This window comes from Arthrobacter agilis (assembly GCF_030816075.1).
Classification (GTDB): Bacteria; Actinomycetota; Actinomycetes; order Actinomycetales; family Micrococcaceae; genus Arthrobacter_D; species Arthrobacter_D agilis_E.
The window spans coordinates 2,202,280-2,220,639 of record NZ_JAUSXO010000001.1 but is presented as its reverse complement, the minus strand read 5'-3'; the positions used below and the strand labels follow the sequence as shown (position 1 = coordinate 2,220,639).

Sequence of the window (18,360 nt, the reverse complement as noted above, 5' to 3'; positions counted from 1 at the left end):
TCAGCCGCGGAAGGAGACGATCGGCAGGGCTGACGTCGCCACGTCGTCCGGCGAGCCGGCGGACTGCTCGCTGCTCCGGAGCAGCGTCACCTTCGAGGAGGTCGGCATGGACCGCTGGCGGCCGGCCGTCAGGCGCGCGTAGGCGAGGGACGACCCCGAGGCCGTCCCGTGGTCGTCGTCACCGCGGTGGGGCCCGGAGGACTCCGCCGGGCGGCTGCCCTGCGCCGGAGCGCTGTCGGGCAGGCGGTGGAACCTCTGGCCGGCGGTGCTGTCCGGGTCGTAGGCGTGGCTGCCGGTCCTCCCGGTACGGTCGTCCTCCACCTCGGTTCCCGCGTCGTGCGACGCCGGTCCCTGCCCGCTGTGCACGGCGAGGCCGGGCACGGTCGCCTCGGCGGTGGGGCCCCCAGGGTTCTCCTCCGTCCCGGCGTGGTTCTCGGGACGGCCGGACAGCCCTCCGGTCTGCACCCTGTCATCGGGACGGTGACCGCCCGTGGACCCGTAGCTGTCGGTGCCCAGGTCGTCGCCCCACTCGAGGCGTTCCTCGTGGGCGTGCCGCGCACGCTCGGCGGCCTCGTGCTGCTCGCGTTCGATGAACTCCACGTCCGCCTCGAGGGTGGCGAGCATGCCTTCGGCCTCGCGGATCATGACGGCGTCTTCGAGCGCCATCCCACGGACCAGCCACTGGGCCAGGGCGAACTCGGCGGCCAGTGCGGCGCGGCGTGGGAGGTGCGGATCGACAGCTGACGTCCGGGCACCCGCATACGCCTCGTGGACCGCGTCCACGAACGCCGTGTCCTCCGCGGCGGCGAGCCAGGCGAAGTCCTCAGCGGGATCGCTGATGCACAGGTCGGTCCAGCCGGTCACGGCGGACACCCGCCCTGCGGAGATCAGCAGGTGGTCCTCGTGCAGGTCACCGTGGACGACCGTCGGGCTGAACCGCCACAGCGTCACGTCCTCGAGGGCGTGCTCCCAGCGGCGCAGCAGGATCGCGGGGATCCTGCCGGTCGTCGCCGCCTGGTCGAGTTCGTTCAGTTTCCGCTGCCGGTACTCGTTCGCCTCGTAGCTGGGCAGGTCGGCACGCTGGACGATGTCCTTCGGCAGTTCGTGGATGGCGGCGAGGACGCGTCCCAGTTCCCGCGCCATCCCCTGACCGCCTGCCGTCAGCACGTCGAGGGGGCGGGTGGTCCCGGTGAGGTGGGAGTAGACGAACGTGCTGAGTTCCCCCTGCCGCACGCTGCCTGCCATGTGCGGGATGAGGAAGGGGAGTTCCGCCTTGACCGCCGGCGTGAAGGCGCGCAGTGCCTGCAGCTCCGTCTCGAGCCGCATGCTGGCCTCGGCGTGTCTCGGCGAGCGGACCCTCCACTGCTTCCCCGCATCGTCGACCAGCAGGGCGGAATCGAAATCCGCGGCGTCGTCGGGCGCGCCTGCGACGCCCGTCGGGGCCAGGCCGGGTACAGCGGCGCTTGCGATGGCAGCAAGTTCCATGGGTGTCCGTTTCACAAGGTCCACCGTAGGGCGTCCCCGCTCCGCCCGCCCAGTCCCGATGCGGCGCGTCGCCAGATGGACTACTCGTCTTCGGGCCTGCGCCGGTCCCGTATCCGCCCCTCACCCCTCCTGCACCGGCACGCATCGAAATGGGTTTTGGGAGAGCGAGAACGTACCGTAGAAGCATGACCGAACCCCTCCGGACCCTCGCGCTGCCACCCCTCGGATCACTGCCGCTCTCCCGCACGGATTCCGACCGGGACGGCGATGCGAGGACCACCGAGAACCTCCTCGAGAAGCTCTGGGCCTCCGAGGAGACGAAGGTCCTGCCCCTGACCCGCGGGAAGGCCCCCGTGGAGGGGACCGCCCTGCGGCTCCTCGCACCCTCGGAGCTGGAGCGGCCCGAGCTGCTCGTCTACCTCGGGCGGATCAACGAGGGATCCGCCGACGCCGGTCGGAGCGTGGTCCTCGCCGTGCTCGAGGCGGAGGACCCGGCCGTCGCCCCCGTGGACCGGTGGCTGGGGCTGCGGGAGGTGGCCGCGTCGCTCGATGCACGCGACGCCGGGCTCTTCGTCGAGGCCGCCGCGGTGGCCAACTGGCATGCGACGCACACGCACTGCCCCCGGTGCGGCACCCCCACGGAGGTGCGCGACGCCGGCTGGGTGCGCCGGTGCCCGGCCGACGACTCCCTGCACTACCCGCGCACGGACGCCGCGATCATCGTCTCGGTGATCGACGACGACGACCGCCTGCTCCTCGGGTCCGCGATGGCGTGGCCCGAGGACCGCTTCTCCACCCTCGCCGGCTTCGTTGAGCCGGGCGAGTCCCTCGAGGCCGCCGTCGTCCGGGAGGTGGCCGAGGAGTCGGGCCTCGAGGTCCGGTCGCCGGAGTACCTGGGATCCCAGCCGTGGCCCTTCCCCGCATCGCTGATGCTCGGTTTCACGGCGCACGCGGTCACTACGGATGCGGTGCCGGACCGCGAGGAGATGCGGTCGGTGCGGTGGTTCACGCGTGAGCAGCTGTTCACCGAGGTACGCGACGGGACGATCGCCGTCGCGGGCGGCGTCTCGATCGCCCGTGCCCTCATCGAGCGCTGGTACGGCGGACCACTGGACGAAGAGCCGTCGGAGGCGCGCCCCTGATGACCGGGATTCTGCTCGAGGACAGCATTCTCGAGGGGCTCGACGACGAACAGCGGACCGTGGCGAGCACCCTCACGGGCCCGCTCTGCGTCCTTGCGGGCGCAGGGACCGGCAAGACCCGCGCCATCACGCACCGGATCGCGTACGGCGTGCACACCGGCGTGTACAAACCGCAGCAGGTGCTCGCAGTCACCTTCACGGCCCGCGCGGCGGCGGAGATGCGCACCCGACTCCGTGATCTCGGCGCCGGTGGCGTGCAGGCACGGACGTTCCACGCCGCAGCCCTCCGGCAGCTGCAGTACTTCTGGCCGCAGGCCGTCGGCGGACCCCTGCCCGCGCTGGTCGACCACAAGGCCCAACTCATCGCCGAATCGGCCCGGCGGTTGCGCCTGACGACGGACCGCGCCGCCATCCGGGACGTCGCGGCGGAGATCGAATGGGCAAAGGTCTCGATGCTGACCCCCGACGGGTATGCCGCCGCCGCCGCGGGGCGGGAAGAGCCGGCGGGCATGGACCTCGTCTCGGTGTCCCGCATCTTCTCGGCCTACGAGGACCTCAAGATCGACCGGAACCTGATCGACTTCGAGGACGTGCTGCTGACCACGGTCGCCATCCTCGAGGAGGACGAGAAGGTGGCCGCGACGGTGCGGGCGCAGTATCGCCACTTCGTCGTCGACGAGTACCAGGACGTCTCCCCGCTCCAGCAGCGGCTGCTCGACCTCTGGCTGGGCGAGCGACGGGAGCTGTGCGTCGTCGGGGACGCGAGCCAGACCATCTACTCGTTCACCGGTGCGACGTCACGGCACCTGCTCGATTTCACGAAGCGGTACGAGGGCGCGCAGGTGGTGAAGCTGGTCCGCGACTACCGGTCGACGCCCCAGGTGGTCCGCGCCGCCAACACGCTCCTGGCGGCGCGGGGCGACGACGCGGATCGGCGTGCCGTCGGCACCACGTGGTCGGCGCCGCTGGAGCTGATCGCGCAGCGTGCCTCCGGTCCCGAGCCGGTCTTCACCGAGTGCAGCGACGACGAGGCCGAGGCGGCCGAGTGCGCGAGGCGGATCGGCGTCCTGCTGAGCCAGGGCGTCAAGGCGAGCGAGATCGCCATCCTGTACCGCACGAACGGGCAGTCGGAGGCGTACGAGCAGGCCCTCGCCAGCGCCGGGATCGGGTACCAGCTGCGCGGCGGCGAGAGGTTCTTCCAGCGCCGCGAGGTGCGCGACGCCCTGCTGCAGCTCCGCGCTGCGGCGCGCACCCAGGGTGATGCCGACGTGCCGCAGCAGGTGCGCGATGTCCTCGCCTCGCTCGGCTACACATCCGTCGCGCCCCAGAACTCGGGTGCGGTCCGCGAGAAGTGGGAGTCGCTCGCAGCCCTCGTCGGCCTGGCCGACGAGCTGAACCGGGTCCGCGGTCCCGAGGCCTTCACCCTGCAGCTGTTCGTGGCGGAACTCGAGGAACGGGCCGCGTCCCAGCACGCCCCGACCGTGCAGGGGGTGACCCTCGCGTCGCTGCACTCGGCCAAGGGGCTCGAGTGGGACGCCGTCTTCCTCGTGGGCCTGAGCGAGGGGCTCATGCCCATCTCGTTCGCCGACACGCAGGAAGCCATCGACGAGGAGCGACGGCTGCTGTACGTCGGGATCACGCGTGCCCGGATCCACCTCTCGCTCTCGTGGTCCACGTCGCGCTCCCCGGGCGGACGGGCGAGCAGGAAGCCGTCGCGCTTCCTCGACCCCCTCCGTCCTGCGACGGCCGGCCAGGCGTCCTTCCGCCAGCCGCGTCCGAAGACGAACCGCAAGTCGTCCGCACCTGCCGTGTGCCGCGTGTGCAAGCGTCCGCTCCTCACCGGCTCGGAACGCAAGATCGGGCGTTGCAGCGAGTGTCCCGCGAGCTACCAGGAGGAGACCTTCGAGGCGCTCCGGGCGTGGCGGCTCGCGGAGGCCCGGGACAAGGACGTCCCCGCGTTCGTCGTCTTCACGGATGCCACGCTCGTCGCGATCGCCGAAGCCAGACCGCAGACGCTCGACGAACTCGGCGACCTGGCCGGTGTCGGGACGGCGAAGCTCGAACGGTACGGCGAAGCGGTGCTGGAGATCCTCGGTGACAGCGCCTGAGGCCGGCGTGCCGGGCGCCGAGCGGCTCCCGGTGGAGGTGCGGCGGTCCGCACGGCGGAAGCGGACGGTCAGCGCCGACATCAGGGACGGGGTGCTCCGGATCTCCATCCCCGGTCATTTCTCGGCAGGCCAGGAGCGTCACTGGGTGGAGCGGATGACGGCGCGGATGTCCGCGAAGTACTTCGACGCCCCGGTCACCGACGACCAGCCCGTCCCCGAACTGCAGCAGCGGGCCGAGCGGCTCGCTCACCGGTACCTGGGCGGCAGGGGTGTGCCGTCGACGATCGGCTGGGTGACCAACCAGAACTCGCGCTGGGCCTCCGCGACCCCGGCGTACCGGACCGTGCGGCTGTCCCACAGGCTGCAGGGCATGCCGGAGTGGGTCGTCGACTACGTGATCCTGCACGAGCTGGCGCACCTGATCGAGCCCTCCCACAACGCGGTGTTCTGGGCTCTGCTCACGTCGTACCCGCACACCGAGACGGCGAAAGCCTTCCTCGAGGGTGCGGCCTTCGCCGCACACCGGAACCTCTCGGGCGACCTGGACGAACTCTAGGGCGGGCGACGGCAGGACCGCGGTCGGGCCGGCCCGCGCCGGGTACCCTGCCGCGGGCCGGCCCCAGCCAGTACACCGCGGGAAGCCCCACGCCGCGCCGGGCCGGTCGGTCCGGACCGGGCCGTCGACCATCTGCCGCGGGCCGGCCCCCGCGGGTACACCGCGGGAGACCTCATTCCGCGCCGGGCCGGTCCTGCTGGTCCGACGCACCGGGCCGGTCCTTCCGGACCGGCCCGTCGGGCGGTTCAGTCGGCCCTGGTGCCGTCCGGGCCGGGACCGTCGCCGGCTTCCGGGTCGTCGCCGGGCTCCGCCGTCGGCGTCCCGCCGTCCTCCGCGCCGGACGACGCCGGATCCTGCCCGGTCGGGGAGCCGTCCGCGGGTGCGTCGGCGTCCTGCTCGAAGCCTCCGGCGAGGAGCCGCTGGAGGGCTGCATCGACGTCGGCGTCGGACGATTCGATCAGTCTGCGGCGCTCCGTGAAACCGGCCGGATCATCGAGGTCCTCCGCGGTGGGCAGGAGATCGGGGTGCTGCCACAGGGCGTCGCGCCCGTCGGGTCCGCGTTCCTCCAGCAGGAGGGCCCACAGCGCTGCGGCGTCGCGCAGCCTCCGCGGCCGCAGCTCCAGGCCGACGAGCGCCGAGAACGCGTGCTCGGCAGGACCGCCCGTCGCCCGGCGACGGCGGACCATCTCGCGCAGAGCCCCGGCCGACGGCAGATTCGCCGCCGCCGCAGCGGTCACCTCGTCCACCCAGCCCTCCACCAGGGCGAGTGTCGTCTCGAGCCGCACGAGCGCGGCGTCCTGCTCGGGCGTCCGCTCCGGCATGAAGACGCCCTGCGAGAGGGCGCCCTGCAGGCTCTCGGGGTTGGTCGGATCGATGTCGCGCGCCGCTTCCTCGATCTTGCCCATGTCGATGTGGATACCCCGCGCGTACCGCTCGATGCTGCCGAGCAGGTGACCGGTGAGCCAGGGGATGTGGGTGAACAGGCGGACGTGGGCCGCCTCGCGTACCGCGAGGAAGAGCTGCACCTCCTGCTCCGGGATGTCGAGCCCGGCGCCGAAGGCGGCCACGTTGGCGGGGAGGAGTGCCATCCGTCCGTCCGCGAGCGGGACGCCGATGTCCGTCGATCCCACGACATCCTTCGAGAGGGCCCCGACGGCCTGCCCCAGCTGCATGCCGAACATGGCACCGCCGACGTTCTGCAGCATCGAGGCGGGGCCGCCCATGCCCATCATCGACTTCATCTCCTCGGGCAGCTGCTCGGAGATGACATCGGACAGGGCCTTGGCGATGCTCGTCGCGACAGGCTCCGTGAGGCGGCGCCAGGTCGTCATGGTCGCCTCGACCCACTCGGCCCGGGACCACGCACGGCCGAGCTGCCCGGTGCTCGGGAAGTCGGTCACCGGGTCGAGCCACATCTCGGCGAGCTTCAACGCCTCGTCCACGCTGCGCCGCTGAAGCGCGGTGACGGAAGGATCGCTGTCGGACGCTGCGACGCGCCGTGCCTGCTCGTGCGCCATCTGCCAGTTGACGGGGCCCTCGCTCTGCGCGCTGAACATGGCCTGGACCTGCTGCATCATCATGGCCATCGCCGCGGGATCGGAGGGCAGGCCGGCCGCCTTCGCGATCTCCTGCGGATCGAAGCCGCCCGCCCCGCCGCCGCCGAACATCTTCGCCAGCATCTCGGACAACGGATCCTGGGGGGTGTCGTCGTCGCCGTTCGAGGGATTGGATGGGTTGGTCACTGATACCACCGGTCCTGGGAGTAGCTCGGGTCCGGCAGGGAGGCGGGGCCCCTCCTGCCGGCTGTGCAAGACACGCTACCGGCCCGGCCTTGCCGGTGTCCCTCGCCGCGTGAACCGTTCGCTGAGGGCAAAGAGCCGAGCGTGGGCGGACGCCCGGGGAGGACGCCCGTGCAGCAATCGTCCAGGAACGGTGTCGGTGAAAGCGTCTACCCTAGGGGTGCCGGTAGCGTGCTGTTGCCCCGGGCCCGGCACTTGAACGCGCCCTACAGAGAGAAGACCCGTGACGCAGCCTGTCCACGTCGAGACCCACGTCCCCGAGGAGCCCACGCGACCCAGGGACCCGCGCTTCCGCGCGATGATGGTCTCAGGAGGCCTCGCCGTCGTCCTCGGCGCAGCCGCCGTCCTCCTGCCCTCGCCGTACGTCCTGGAGACCCCCGGTCCCACCTTCAACACGATCGGCGAGGTCAACGGGCAGCCCCTGATCCATGTCGAGGGGAGGGAGAGCTTCCAGCCCTCGGGCCAGCTGGACCTCACGACGGTGTTCGTGAACGGCGGACCCAACGGGCCGGTGAACATCCTCGACACGTTCCGGGCCTGGGTGGACCCCAGCGCGAACGTCCTGCCCGAGCAGCTGGTGTACCCGGAGGGGACGACGTCGTCCGACGTGAAGGAGCAGAACGCGGTCGCGATGACGTCCTCGCAGGAGTCCGCGATCGCCGCGGCGCTCGCCCACGAGGGCATCGACTTCACCGAGGAGCTGTCCGTCGCCGGCCTCGCCACCGACGCCGCCGCGGAGGGGATCCTCCGGGAGGGCGACATCCTCCGCACCGTCGACGGGCAGGAGGTCGAGAACATCACGACCCTCCGCTCCGCTCTCGACGACGCGGAGGGAGCTCCCGCCGACCTCACCATCGTCCGGGACGGCGCTCCGCTGGACGTCTCCGTGACGCCGAAGAAATCGCCCGAGGGCGACTACCAGCTGGGCGTCATGCTCGCCTCCACGTTCGACTTCCCGTTCGACGTGACCATCCAGCTCGACAACGTCGGCGGCCCCTCGGCGGGGACGATGTTCGCCCTCGGGATCATCGACACCCTGACCGAGGGCGACCTCACCGGCGGCAGGCACTTCGCCGGGACGGGCACCATCGACTCCACCGGAGCCGTCGGACCGATCGGCGGTATCGCCCAGAAGCTCGTGGGAGCGCGGTCCGGGGGAGCGGAGTTCTTCCTCGCGCCCGCAGCCAACTGCAACGAGGTGGTCGGCCACATCCCGGACGGGCTGACCGTCGTGAAGGTCGAGACACTCGACGAGGCCGTGGACGCCGTGGAGACGCTGGGAGCCGGCGAGGACCCCGCAGGGCTCCCCGCGTGCTGACGACCCGCACGACACGGTTCGGTGACGATCCCGGTGGTGTGCTGCCCGACCGGGAACCTAATTGGTCGGGCCGAACGTGAACAGGGCAGAATGAAAACACGAAGGGCGTGACTGCACGCTGTCTGCTGCCCGTGTCCGGGCCGGGGGAGCGAAGTGGAACACCGGTCATCGTGACCCGTAGCAGCCAACGATGAGGTAGATGTGACATCCGGACCAGATCGTCCGTTCGGCAGTAGGCCGAGCCCCGCAAGTCCAGCCAGGAGCCGGCGTCGCAGCCCGCTGATCCCGACCATCATCGTCGTGGCGGTGATCGTCATCGCCTTCGTCTACCTGTCCCAGGTATACGCGGACGTCCTCTGGTACCAGCAGCTCGGGTTCCTCGAGGTGTTCGTCACCGAGAACCTGTCGCGGATCGTGCTCTTCATCCTGGCGTTCCTCATCATGGCGGGCGCCGTGTACACGAGCCTCCGGATCGCCTTCCGCAGCAGGCCGATCTACGCACCGGACAGTGCCATCCAGGACAACCTGAACCGGTACCAGGCCCAGCTCGAACCGATCCGCCGCCTGCTGATGCTCGGCATCCCCGTCGTCCTCGGCGCTTTCGCCGGGACGGCCGCCTCCTCCCAGTGGCAGGAGGTGCTGCTCTTCCTCAACCAGGAGTCGTTCAACAAGCAGGACCCCGAGTTCAAAATGGACTACGGGTTCTACATGTTCACGCTGCCGTTCCTGAGTTTCGTGACGGGCTTCCTGATCAGCGTCGTCATCATCAGCGCGATCGCCACGATCCTCACGCACTACCTGTACGGCGGCATCCGGCTCGAGGAGAAGGGCCTGTTCACCACGAAGGCGGCCCGCATCCAGATCGCCGTCGTCGCGGCGCTCTTCCTCGTCCTGCAGGGTGTCAACTACTGGCTGGACCGATTCGACACGCTGCTGAACCAGGGCACGTGGGCCGGCGCGCTCTACACCGACGTCAACGCGGTGATCCCCACCAAGGCCATCCTCGCCGTCGCCGCCCTCATCGTGGCCGCCCTGTTCGTCGCCTCCGCGTTCCTCGGGCGCTGGCGCCTGCCGCTGATCGGCACGGCGATGCTCATCATCACCGCGCTCCTCGCCGGCGGCGTGTACCCGTCCATCGTCCAGCGCTTCCAGGTGCAGCCGTCCGAGCTCGACGCCGAGCGGCAGTACATCGACCGGAACATCGAGCTGACGCGGGAGGCCTACGGCCTCGACGACGTCGAGGTGGAGCCCTACACGCCGACGGACGTACCCCAGGCGGGAGCGCTCGGCGACGACGGCCAGACGACCACGAACATCCGCCTGCTGGACCCGAACATCGTGTCCGACGCCTTCAGCCAGCTGCAGCAGTTCCGGCAGTACTACCAGTTCCCCGAGACGCTCAACGTCGACCGCTACGAGATCGACGGCGAGGTGCAGGACACCGTCATCGCCGTGCGTGAACTCGACACCAACGGTGTCCCCGAGGGCTGGGTCAACGAGCACGCCTTCTACACGCACGGCTACGGCGTCGTGGCCGCCGCCGGATCGACCGTGCAGCCGGACGGCCGGCCGTCCTTCCTGCAGTCGGGCATCCCCTCGACCGGCGTGCTCGGCGACGACACGACCTACGAGCCCCGCATCTACTTCGGCGAGGAATCTCCCGAGTACTCGGTGGTCGGCGCCCCCGAGGGCCGGCCTGCCGCGGAGATCGACAGGCCGCAGAGCGAGAACTCGGACACCGACTCCCGCACCACCTTCAAGGGGGACGGCGGACCGGATGTGGGCAACCCCTTCAACCGGCTCGTCTACGCGCTGAAGTTCCAGTCCACCGACCTCCTGCTGTCCAACCAGGTCACCAGCGAGTCGCAGATCCTCTACGACCGCGACCCCGTGGAACGCGTCCGGAAGGTCGCCCCCTACCTGACGCTCGACGGCAACAGCTACCCCGCCATCGTCGACGGCCGGGTCAAGTGGATCATCGACGGCTACACGACCAGCGCCAACTTCCCCTACTCGACGGAGCAGGAACTCGAGTCCGCCACCCAGGACTCGCAGACGGCCGAGGGCCTCGCCACCGCGCTGCCCGCCGAGCAGGTCAACTACATCCGGAACGCGGTCAAGGCCACCGTCGACGCCTATGACGGCTCGGTGGACCTCTACGCCTGGGACGACCAGGACCCGGTCCTCAAGTCCTGGCAGAACGTCTACCCGTCGTCCCTCCAGCCCTTCAGCGAGATGTCGGCGGACCTGATGGCACACGTGCGCTACCCGGAGGACCTCTTCAAGGTCCAGCGGGAACTGCTGGCGCGCTACCACGTCACCGATACGGACGCGTTCTTCTTCAACAGCGAAGCCTGGAACGTGCCCGCCGACCCGGGGGCGACGTCGGAGGGGGCGACGACGACGGCGGCCACCGACCGCCAGCCACCCTTCTACCTGACCCTCCAGATGCCGAACCAGGAGGGGGCTGCCTTCTCCCTGACCACGCCCTTCATCCCGTTCGTGCCCGCCGGCCAGACCCCGAGGAACGTGCTCTACGGATTCCTCGCGGCCAACGGTGACGCCGGGACGGGGGAGGACGGCGTCAAGAGCGAGGACTACGGCCGGCTGACCCTGCTGGACAGTTCCGGTCAGGATTCCGTGGTCGGTCCCGGCCAGGCGCAGAACCTCTTCAACTCGGACACCGAGGTCTCCCAGGAGCTGAACCTCCTGCGCCAGGGTGCCTCCGAGGTGATCAACGGCAACCTGCTGACCCTGCCGATCGGCGGCGGCATCGCGTACGTGCAGCCGGTCTACGTGCAGTCCTCGGGCAGCTCGTCCTTCCCGGTCCTGCGGCGTGTGCTCGTGAGCTTCGGCGAGAACGTCGGGTTCGCGCCCACCCTGGCCGAGGCCCTCGACCAGGTCTTCGGCGGACGCTCCGGCGCCACGACCGGAGACCAGGAGAACGTCGGCGAGACGCCGGAGGATCCGGCGACACCTCCCACCGAGGGTGAGGCGGCTCCGACACCGAGCCCGTCGCCCAGCCCCTCACCGACACCCTCCGAGGGCGGGACGCCGGGCGGAGCGACCGGTGACCCGGCGGCCGACCTGCGGACGGCGCTCGGCGATGCGAACAAGGCGATCCAGGACGGCAACGCGGCGCTCGCCGCCGGTGACTTCGCCGCCTACGGTGAAGCGCAGGACCGGCTGCAGGACGCCCTGCAGCGTGCCCTGGACGCCGAGGAACGCGTCTCGGGGAGCACCGGGGAGTAGCCGGAGGCGGATCGGGTTCCTGCTCGATTTGCACCTGGGCCCCGCGGCCGGTAACGTTAGTTACACGCCGCGGGGTGGAGCAGTTCGGTAGCTCGCTGGGCTCATAACCCAGAGGTCACAGGTTCAAATCCTGTCCCCGCAACGAAGAAGAGTCCGGTCCACCACTGGTGGGCCGGACTTTTTGCTGTGCGCGTCCCGGTCCTGGTGCTCTCCGGATCGCCAGGACCGGTGCACGGGTGTCGTGACCGGGGAGATCGATCGGGTGACTCACACGCTCCGACCATGCACCGGTCCGGCGTTCGCCGGAGGTTCTCCCACCTCGTGGACGGCATGATCGCCGCAGGCCGTCCCGGTGACGGAGGCCCGCTCGATGCGCGACACCGTGAACCATCGCATCGCGTTGCGCAGCCGGCACCACCCGACCAGGTACCACTGGCCGTTGGTGGAGGCGAACAGCACGGGTTCGACGTCGCGGGTGGTCGTGGTCCCTTCCCCCGAGGTGTAGCGGATGCGGATCACCCGCTGCTCGGCCATGGCCTCCTCCAGCGCCGACCTGATGACGCGCGAGGAGGAGGGGAGCGCATCGACCCAGACGCGCCCGGCCAGCTCGTCGGCCCGGGCGCGGGTCCTGGGATCGAGGACGTCCAGGATCTTCCGGATCCCGGCTGCTGCCAGATCGGCGTAGGGGGCATCGGGTGCGGCGGATACGGCCGCCATGAGCGCCACGGCCTGCGCCGGGGACAGGCTGACGGGCGGCAGGGACGCACCGACCGCCACTCCGTAGCCACCGCCCGGACCGGGACGCGACCAGAGGGGCAAGCCGCTGTCCTCGAGCGCGGCGAGGTCCCGCTTGACGGTGCGCACGGAGACGCCGAACTCCCGTGCCAGCCGCTCGGCGGAGCAACCCCGTGGACCGCTGCGGCGCAGCGTCTCGGACAGGGCATGAAGGCGCTCGGCCCGCTTCATCGTTCAGCCGCCGTCAGATTCATGACACGAATAGTGACATACACCTGCCCGCAGCGCCTGTCAGGGTGGTGGCATGACGACGACGACGAGCAGTCCGACCATCCTTCTCATCGCCGGCCACTGGCTGGGCGCCTGGGCGTGGGACGAGGTGCTGGAACACCTGACCACCGACGATGCCCGGGCAATCGCGATGACGCTGCCCGGTCTCGACGGGGACGATCCCGGGCGTGCGGCGAGAACCCTCGATGATCAGGCCGCAGCGGTCCTGGACCTCCTCGCCCGCCTCGGGGTCTCCGAGGGCCGGCCCGCGACCATCGTCGCCCACAGTGGGGCGAACGCCCCCGTCAGCCTTGTCCTCGACCGGCACCCGGAGCTCGTCCATCGGGTCGTGTGGGTCGAGTCCGGTCCGATGGCGACGGGAAGCGTCTTCGCCCCGGACCTCCCGGAAGGGGTCGAGGAGCTTCCGCTGCCGGCCTTCGACGTCCTCGCGCAGCAGGCGAGCCTCGAAGGCCTGAGCCCGGAGGTCCTCGAGCGTTTCCGGGCCCGGGCCGTCCCCGAGCCCGGCCCGGTGCTCCGTCAGCCCGTCGTGCTCACGGACGATGCCCGCCGCACGGTCCCTACGACCCTGGTGTGCTGCTCGATCCCGAGCGCGCAGGTACTCGAGCTGGCCCGCGCAGGCCATCCCGTGTTCGCCGATGTCGCCACCCTCGAGCACCTCGACGTCATCGACCTCCCGACGGGCCACTGGCCCATGTGGAGCCGTCCCCGCGACCTCGCCGAAGCCATCCGGTCAGCGGCGTCCCGAGCCTCCTGAACGGCCGGTACACCTAGCCCTCGGAGAGGGCCTTGTACGCACTCAGGGCCCGCTGGCGGCTCTCCTTGAGGTCGACCACGGGCTCCGGGTACCCGGGCGCCTGACCCTTCCAGGGTTCGTGGACGTTCTCGGCGTCCGCGAGTTCCGGCACGAACCGGACCAGGTACGCCCCCTGCGGATCGAACTTCTTGCTCTGCAGCACGGGATTGAAGATCCGGAAGTACGGGCTGGCATCGGCGCCCGACCCCGCGACCCACTGCCAGCTCGCGGCATTGCTCGCGGCGTCGGCGTCGACGAGGCAGTCCCAGAACCATCTCTCGCCCACGCGCCAGTCGATCATGAGGTTCTTGATGAGGAACGACGCCGTCGCCATCCGCACGCGGTTGTGCATCCACCCGATCTCCCACATCTGTCGCATCCCGGCGTCGATCAGCGGATACCCCGTGCGGCCGCGCTGCCAGGCGTCCAGCTCGGCTTCCGTGGAACTCTCCCACGCGAAGGCGTCGAACTCGGGGCGGTAGTTCACGGTGGCCAGCTGGGGATTGAAGTACAGCAACTGCCAGCTGAACTCGCGCCAGCCCAGCTCGGAGCCGAAGACCCGGATGTCCTCCGCCGTCGAGCTGTCCTTGCGGTCCTGCGCGGCGTGCCACACCTCGAACGGGCTGATCTCGCCGAACCTCAGGTGCGGGGACAGCCTGCTCGTGCCGTCAACCGCGGGCCGGTCGCGGGCGTCCTTGTACCCGTGGGCAGCATCCTCGAGGAAGTCGTCGAGGCGGGCGTGCGCCCCGGCTTCGCCGGGCGTCCACGTCGCGCGGAGGCCCTGCGCCCAGTCGGGGGCCGTGGGCAGCAGCCCCCAGGCGTCGAGGCGGTCCGAGCCGAGGACCGGCCCTCGGAGGGCTTCCGGTGCGGGCAGGGGCTTGCGTGGGGTGCGGGACGCCAGGCATGCCCGCCAGAACGGGGTGAACACCTTGTAGGCCTCGCCCGACCCCGAGGTGACCTCCCACGGCTCGTACATCAGATTCGCCTGGTAGCTCGTCGCCTCCACGCCCTGCTCCGCGAAGGACGTCTTGAGGGAGGCATCCGTGGTGCGCTCGGCGAGCCCGTAACGGCGGTTCCAGGCGACGGCGTGGGCCGAGGCCTCCTGGACGATCCCGGGCAGCACCTCTCCGGCCGCTCCCCGTCGCAGGACGAGGGGGATGCCCAGCTCGTCGAGTGAGGCGCCCAGTGCCGCCAGGGAGTGGTGCAGCCACCAGCGCGACGCACCGCCGAGCGGCCGGATGCCCTCGGTCTCCTCGTCGAGGATGTAGCAGGCGACGACGTCGTCCCCGCTGTCCGCGGCAGCGGCGAGTGCCGGATTGTCGGAGATGCGGAGATCGTCGCGGAACCACACCACAGTCAGAGCCATGCCCTCAATCTACCGGCGGGCTCCGACACGACGGCGCCGGCAAGCAGAGAGGGCCGCAGCCCGGTGGCTGCGGCCCTCTCCGGCAGGGGGTCGATGCGTCAGTGCGTCAGTGCGTCAGTGCGTCAGTACGCCGTCTCGCCCGTGGTCGACGGCGTGCCGGCCGCGGCGTTCTCGCCGGAACCCTGGCCGATCGCCGACCGGGAACCGGACCCGGATTTCAGGGCCGCGAGGCGTGCCTCGATCTCGGTCTGCTCCCCGAGGTCCTCAAGGCTCTCGAACTGGGCATCGAGGCTCGACGACGCCAGCTCCTGCTGTCCGCGGACCCGGGCCTCCTCGCGCCGGATCTTCTCCTCGAAGCGGCCCACCTCGCTCGTGGGGTCCATGAAATCGATGCTCTTGACGGCGTCGTGCACCTGCTGCTGCGCCTGGGCGGTGCGAGCCCGGGCAACCAGCTGGTCGCGCTTGACGGTGAGCTCGCCGAGCTTGCCCCGCATCTGGTTGAGGCCGTCCTTGAGCTTGTCGACGATCTCCGTCTGGGAGGCGATGGTGGGCTCGGCGCCCTTCGCCTCGTTCTCGGCCGCCATCTGACGCTGGATCGCCACCTTGGCCAGGTTGTCGAACTTCTGGGCGTCCACGGTGTCGCCGGTCGTCCGGTACTCGTCGGCCTTGCGGGAGGCCGCGAGGGCCTTGTTGCCCCAGCTGCGGGCGTTCTCGACGTCCTCGTTGTAGTCGTCCTGCATCATGCGCAGGTTGCCGATGGTCTGTGCGACAGCGCTCTCGGCCTCGGCGATGCTGTTCGTGTAGTCGCGGACCATCTGGTCGAGCATCTTCTGCGGATCCTCCGCCTGATCGAGCAGCGCGTTGATGTTGGCGCGCGTGAGCTGGGCGATCCTGCCGAAAATTGACTGCTTTACCATTGATTTCCCTTTCGATTCTTCCTGAGATCCTGCGAACACTGCATCCTGCTGTCGGCGCGAGCGGTGCGGCCTAGAAGTCTCCGCCGCCTCCGCCGAAGTCCCCGAACCCGCCGCCGCCGCCGTCGAACCCGCCGAAGCCGCCTCCGCCGAAGCTCCCGCCGTCGCCGCCGAAACCCCCGCCGCCGCCGTCGTTGTAACCGCCGCCGCCCCAGCCGCCACCGAAGCCTCCGCCGCCGTTGAGGATCGAACCGAGGAGGATGCCGCCGAGCAGGGCGCCGCCCATGCCGTCGCCGCCGCGACCGCCGTAGCCGCCCATGCCCATGCCGCCGCGGCCGAAGCCGTCGACGTCCTGCTCCGCCAGCTGCGCGGCCTGGTCGGCGAGCATCGACGCCTGCTGCGCGTGGGACAGCGCCGCCACGGGATCGGAGCGCTGCAGGCCGACGGCGTAGTCGAGGTTGCGTTCGGCCTCCGCCAGCCGGGTGCGTGCCTCGCTGCCCACTCCACCGCGTCGCGCGCGGATGTAGTCGGCCGTGCCGGAGATGCTCGACTGGGCCGCGATGAGGGCGTGCTGCAGCGAGTCCTGCGCCCGCCGGGTGTTCTCCGCCTGGTCGCGCACGCCCCCGAGGGCGGCGTCGAGCTGGGAGTGCGCGGCCTCGAGCCGCTGCAGGAGGGCGAGGGGGTTGCTGCGGGCGCTCTGGCGCTCCCGCCGCACGGTCTCGACGGCGGCCTGCGCGGCCGCGATGGGGCCGGCGAGGTCGCGGTACTGCCCTGCCCGGTCCATGGCCTGCGCCTGCGCCAGGTCCTGCTCGGCCTCGGGCAGCGCACGTTCGAGCTCGCGCTCGGCCGATGCGAGCTCCTCGGCGCGCTTGTCGATCGCGTCCAGGAGCACGGTGCTCTGGTGGACCGACTCCTCGGCGGCCCGGACGGCGACGACGGCACGGCCGGTGTCGCCGGCCGCCATGCGCGACTCGGCCTCCGTCGCGGCGCTGTCGACGAAGCTGAGGCGCTCCCTGGCCTGTTCGATGTTGTCGGCGACCTGGGACGTCGCGGTCTCGAGGTAGCGTCCCTGGAGGGTCCGCAGGGCCTGCTCGGCGGCGGCGAAGCGTCGCTGCGCCTCCCCGGCGGCGGCCTGGGCCCGGCGCAGTGCCTCGGGTGCGTTGCGTTCGAGCTCCCGCAACGCGTCGAAATCGGCCTTGTTGGCCTGCAGCGAGGCGTTCACGTCCTCACAGCGGCGGATGATCTCCCCGAGCCACTGGCGCTGCTGCTGTTCCGTGTCCGGGATGTGGTCGTCCAGTTGCTGCTGCAGCTTGAAGGACTCGCTCATGTGCTGCCGGGCGGCGGCGATGTCCTGGGCGAACGTCGCGATCGCCTCGCTGCCGTACTGGGCCTCCGCGAAACCGAGCTCCTGCTCGCTGGACTTGATGGCGTCGTCGGCCGCGACCAGGAGGCTGCCGGCCCGCTTGCGGAGGTCCTCCACGCTCACGGACGCCAGTGGATCGACGACCTCGCCACTCGCGGACGGCACCGGGCCGTAGCCGTACTGCTCCCGCTTGCGCTGGGCGCTGCTGGTGCCGCGGTTCTTGAGCAGCATGTAGCCGCCCGCGCCGGCTACGGCGACGAGGCCGCCCACGAGGACGAGCCCGCCGAGGCCGCTGCCGCCCGAGGAGCCGGTGGTCCCGGAGGAGGTTCCCCCGCCCGTCCCACCGCCGGTATTGCCTGCCAGCGCGTCCTCGGTCCCCTGGACGGCCGCGGTGCCGGCAGCCGCCAGCTCTCCTGCCCGGAGCTCGGGGCCGATGTATTCGTCGTAGATCGCCTGACCCTGCCCGCCGATCGCGGAGCCGCTCCCGACGACGTACGCGGCAACCCCCTGATCGACGGCGACCGCCAGCATGCCCTCGTTCGAGGTCTGGTCGTTCAGCTGCGCCGACGCCGTCGCCCACGACGCGCGATCGGTCGGGTTCTCGAAGTCGTCCACGTAGGCGACACGGACGGTGAAGCCCTCCTGCGAGCGCAGATCCTCGATCGCGGCCTCGAGCTCGCTCTCCTCGTCGGGGCTGAGGACGCCCGCGTTGTCGATGACGTAGTCACCGGACGGGAAGGTGAGCGGTTCGTCGGCGAAGGCCGCGGCACCGGAGAACAACGGGATCGCCACGGCGGCGCCCAGGACAGCAGAGACGCGGGTGCGCCTGCTCAACATTCGCATTTTCGACCCTTCGGCACGTCCCCCGGACCCTACCGGTCCCAGGACTGGGGCCGGCGGACGCCGGAGGCTCCCTGTCTTTCCGATTCTATGGTTGGGGTTCGGGAGCGTCCACCACCGTCCCTATGCCCCTAGCGAAAGGGGCGGCATCGGCCCCTGGCCCGCGCCCGATCCTGGGCTCCGCCGCTGCCGGGAGCCACCGACGCCCCGGCGCACCCGGCGCACCCGCCTACCACGCGCCCGGCGGGTCCGCGCCAGGGTGCACCGATCCGCTCCTGGTCCCGGCAGATGCCGGCTACGCACGATACTGGGGGAGGGCCACCACCTCCCGGAGGAATCCGGGAGACCTCCGCAGGGCACCAGCAAGCTCTCAGACACCGCACAGCGAACGCATGCTC

12 protein-coding genes and 1 tRNA gene are annotated in these 18,360 nt (G+C 70.7%); 7 read left to right on the top strand and 6 right to left on the bottom strand.

Annotated elements, in window-relative coordinates; genetic code table 11:
- Nucleotides 1-1,485 carry a macrolide 2'-phosphotransferase gene (locus QFZ50_RS10280; RefSeq protein WP_307083903.1) on the bottom strand — a complete coding sequence of 495 codons (1,485 nt, stop codon included), beginning with the start codon at nucleotides 1,483-1,485 and terminating at the stop codon, nucleotides 1-3.
- A gap of 185 nt (nucleotides 1,486-1,670) precedes the next feature.
- Between QFZ50_RS10280 and nudC the strand changes: the two genes are divergently transcribed.
- The 3 genes from nudC to QFZ50_RS10265 are packed head-to-tail and all read left to right on the top strand — an operon-like array spanning nucleotide 1,671 to nucleotide 5,291.
- Entirely contained in the window at nucleotides 1,671-2,627 is a 957-nt protein-coding gene (gene nudC / locus QFZ50_RS10275) for an NAD(+) diphosphatase (RefSeq protein WP_307083901.1), read from the top strand.
- Entirely contained in the window at nucleotides 2,627-4,735 is a 2,109-nt protein-coding gene (locus QFZ50_RS10270; protein ID WP_307083899.1) for an ATP-dependent DNA helicase UvrD2, read from the top strand. Before nudC ends, QFZ50_RS10270 begins: the two co-directional genes overlap by 1 nt.
- The gene (locus QFZ50_RS10265; protein ID WP_307083897.1) at nucleotides 4,722-5,291 is read left to right on the top strand and encodes a M48 metallopeptidase family protein; all 570 of its coding nucleotides are present in this window, start codon (nucleotides 4,722-4,724) and stop codon (nucleotides 5,289-5,291) included. The genes QFZ50_RS10270 and QFZ50_RS10265 overlap by 14 nt, the downstream gene beginning before the upstream one ends.
- 245 nt (nucleotides 5,292-5,536) lie before the next feature.
- Here QFZ50_RS10265 and QFZ50_RS10260 read toward each other — a convergent pair whose 3' ends face one another.
- The gene (locus QFZ50_RS10260; protein ID WP_307086755.1) at nucleotides 5,537-6,970 is read right to left on the bottom strand and encodes a zinc-dependent metalloprotease; all 1,434 of its coding nucleotides are present in this window, start codon (nucleotides 6,968-6,970) and stop codon (nucleotides 5,537-5,539) included.
- A gap of 343 nt (nucleotides 6,971-7,313) precedes the next feature.
- Here QFZ50_RS10260 and QFZ50_RS10255 point away from each other — a divergent pair, with 343 nt between their 5' ends.
- The 3 genes from QFZ50_RS10255 to QFZ50_RS10245 all read left to right on the top strand — a co-directional run bounded on the left by QFZ50_RS10255 (nucleotide 7,314) and on the right by QFZ50_RS10245 (nucleotide 11,802).
- Nucleotides 7,314-8,408, top strand: a complete 1,095-nt coding sequence (locus QFZ50_RS10255; RefSeq protein ID WP_307083896.1) for a YlbL family protein — start codon at nucleotides 7,314-7,316, stop codon at nucleotides 8,406-8,408.
- A 279-nt stretch (nucleotides 8,409-8,687) separates the two neighbouring features.
- Nucleotides 8,688-11,660 carry a UPF0182 family membrane protein gene (locus QFZ50_RS10250; protein WP_307086754.1) on the top strand — a complete coding sequence of 991 codons (2,973 nt, stop codon included), beginning with the start codon at nucleotides 8,688-8,690 and terminating at the stop codon, nucleotides 11,658-11,660.
- A gap of 68 nt (nucleotides 11,661-11,728) precedes the next feature.
- A tRNA-Met gene (locus tag QFZ50_RS10245) sits at nucleotides 11,729-11,802 on the top strand.
- 125 nt (nucleotides 11,803-11,927) lie between these two features.
- On the opposite strand, the gene QFZ50_RS10240 is transcribed toward QFZ50_RS10245, so the two are convergent.
- Nucleotides 11,928-12,626, bottom strand: a complete 699-nt coding sequence (locus QFZ50_RS10240) for a helix-turn-helix transcriptional regulator (RefSeq protein ID WP_307083894.1) — start codon at nucleotides 12,624-12,626, stop codon at nucleotides 11,928-11,930.
- A gap of 73 nt (nucleotides 12,627-12,699) precedes the next feature.
- Between QFZ50_RS10240 and QFZ50_RS10235 the strand changes: the two genes are divergently transcribed.
- Nucleotides 12,700-13,440, top strand: a complete 741-nt coding sequence (locus QFZ50_RS10235) for an alpha/beta fold hydrolase (RefSeq protein WP_307083892.1) — start codon at nucleotides 12,700-12,702, stop codon at nucleotides 13,438-13,440.
- Nucleotides 13,441-13,453: 13 nt separating this feature from the next.
- On the opposite strand, the gene QFZ50_RS10230 is transcribed toward QFZ50_RS10235, so the two are convergent.
- The 3 genes from QFZ50_RS10230 to QFZ50_RS10220 all read right to left on the bottom strand — a co-directional run bounded on the left by QFZ50_RS10230 (nucleotide 13,454) and on the right by QFZ50_RS10220 (nucleotide 17,965).
- The gene (locus tag QFZ50_RS10230) at nucleotides 13,454-14,845 is read right to left on the bottom strand and encodes a cryptochrome/photolyase family protein (RefSeq protein ID WP_307083890.1); all 1,392 of its coding nucleotides are present in this window, start codon (nucleotides 14,843-14,845) and stop codon (nucleotides 13,454-13,456) included.
- Nucleotides 14,846-14,967: 122 nt separating this feature from the next.
- The gene (locus QFZ50_RS10225; protein ID WP_307083888.1) at nucleotides 14,968-15,762 is read right to left on the bottom strand and encodes a PspA/IM30 family protein; all 795 of its coding nucleotides are present in this window, start codon (nucleotides 15,760-15,762) and stop codon (nucleotides 14,968-14,970) included.
- 70 nt (nucleotides 15,763-15,832) lie between these two features.
- The gene (locus QFZ50_RS10220) at nucleotides 15,833-17,965 is read right to left on the bottom strand and encodes a TPM domain-containing protein (protein WP_307083887.1); all 2,133 of its coding nucleotides are present in this window, start codon (nucleotides 17,963-17,965) and stop codon (nucleotides 15,833-15,835) included.
- Between the last annotated feature and the right edge of the window lie 395 nt (nucleotides 17,966-18,360).

Bases quoted from the DNA above. Each gene is read 5' to 3' on its own strand.
- QFZ50_RS10280 (WP_307083903.1), bottom strand. From the start codon at position 1,485: ATGGAACTTGCTGCCATCGCAAGCGCCGCTGTACCCGGCCTGGCCCCG.
- nudC (WP_307083901.1), top strand. From the start codon at position 1,671: ATGACCGAACCCCTCCGGACCCTCGCGCTGCCACCCCTCGGATCACTG.
- QFZ50_RS10270 (WP_307083899.1), top strand. From the start codon at position 2,627: ATGACCGGGATTCTGCTCGAGGACAGCATTCTCGAGGGGCTCGACGAC.
- QFZ50_RS10260 (WP_307086755.1), bottom strand. From the start codon at position 6,970: ATGCTGGCGAAGATGTTCGGCGGCGGCGGGGCGGGCGGCTTCGATCCG.
- QFZ50_RS10240 (WP_307083894.1), bottom strand. From the start codon at position 12,626: ATGAAGCGGGCCGAGCGCCTTCATGCCCTGTCCGAGACGCTGCGCCGC.
- QFZ50_RS10235 (WP_307083892.1), top strand. From the start codon at position 12,700: ATGACGACGACGACGAGCAGTCCGACCATCCTTCTCATCGCCGGCCAC.
- QFZ50_RS10230 (WP_307083890.1), bottom strand. From the start codon at position 14,845: ATGGCTCTGACTGTGGTGTGGTTCCGCGACGATCTCCGCATCTCCGAC.
- QFZ50_RS10225 (WP_307083888.1), bottom strand. From the start codon at position 15,762: ATGGTAAAGCAGTCAATTTTCGGCAGGATCGCCCAGCTCACGCGCGCC.
- QFZ50_RS10220 (WP_307083887.1), bottom strand. From the start codon at position 17,965: ATGCGAATGTTGAGCAGGCGCACCCGCGTCTCTGCTGTCCTGGGCGCC.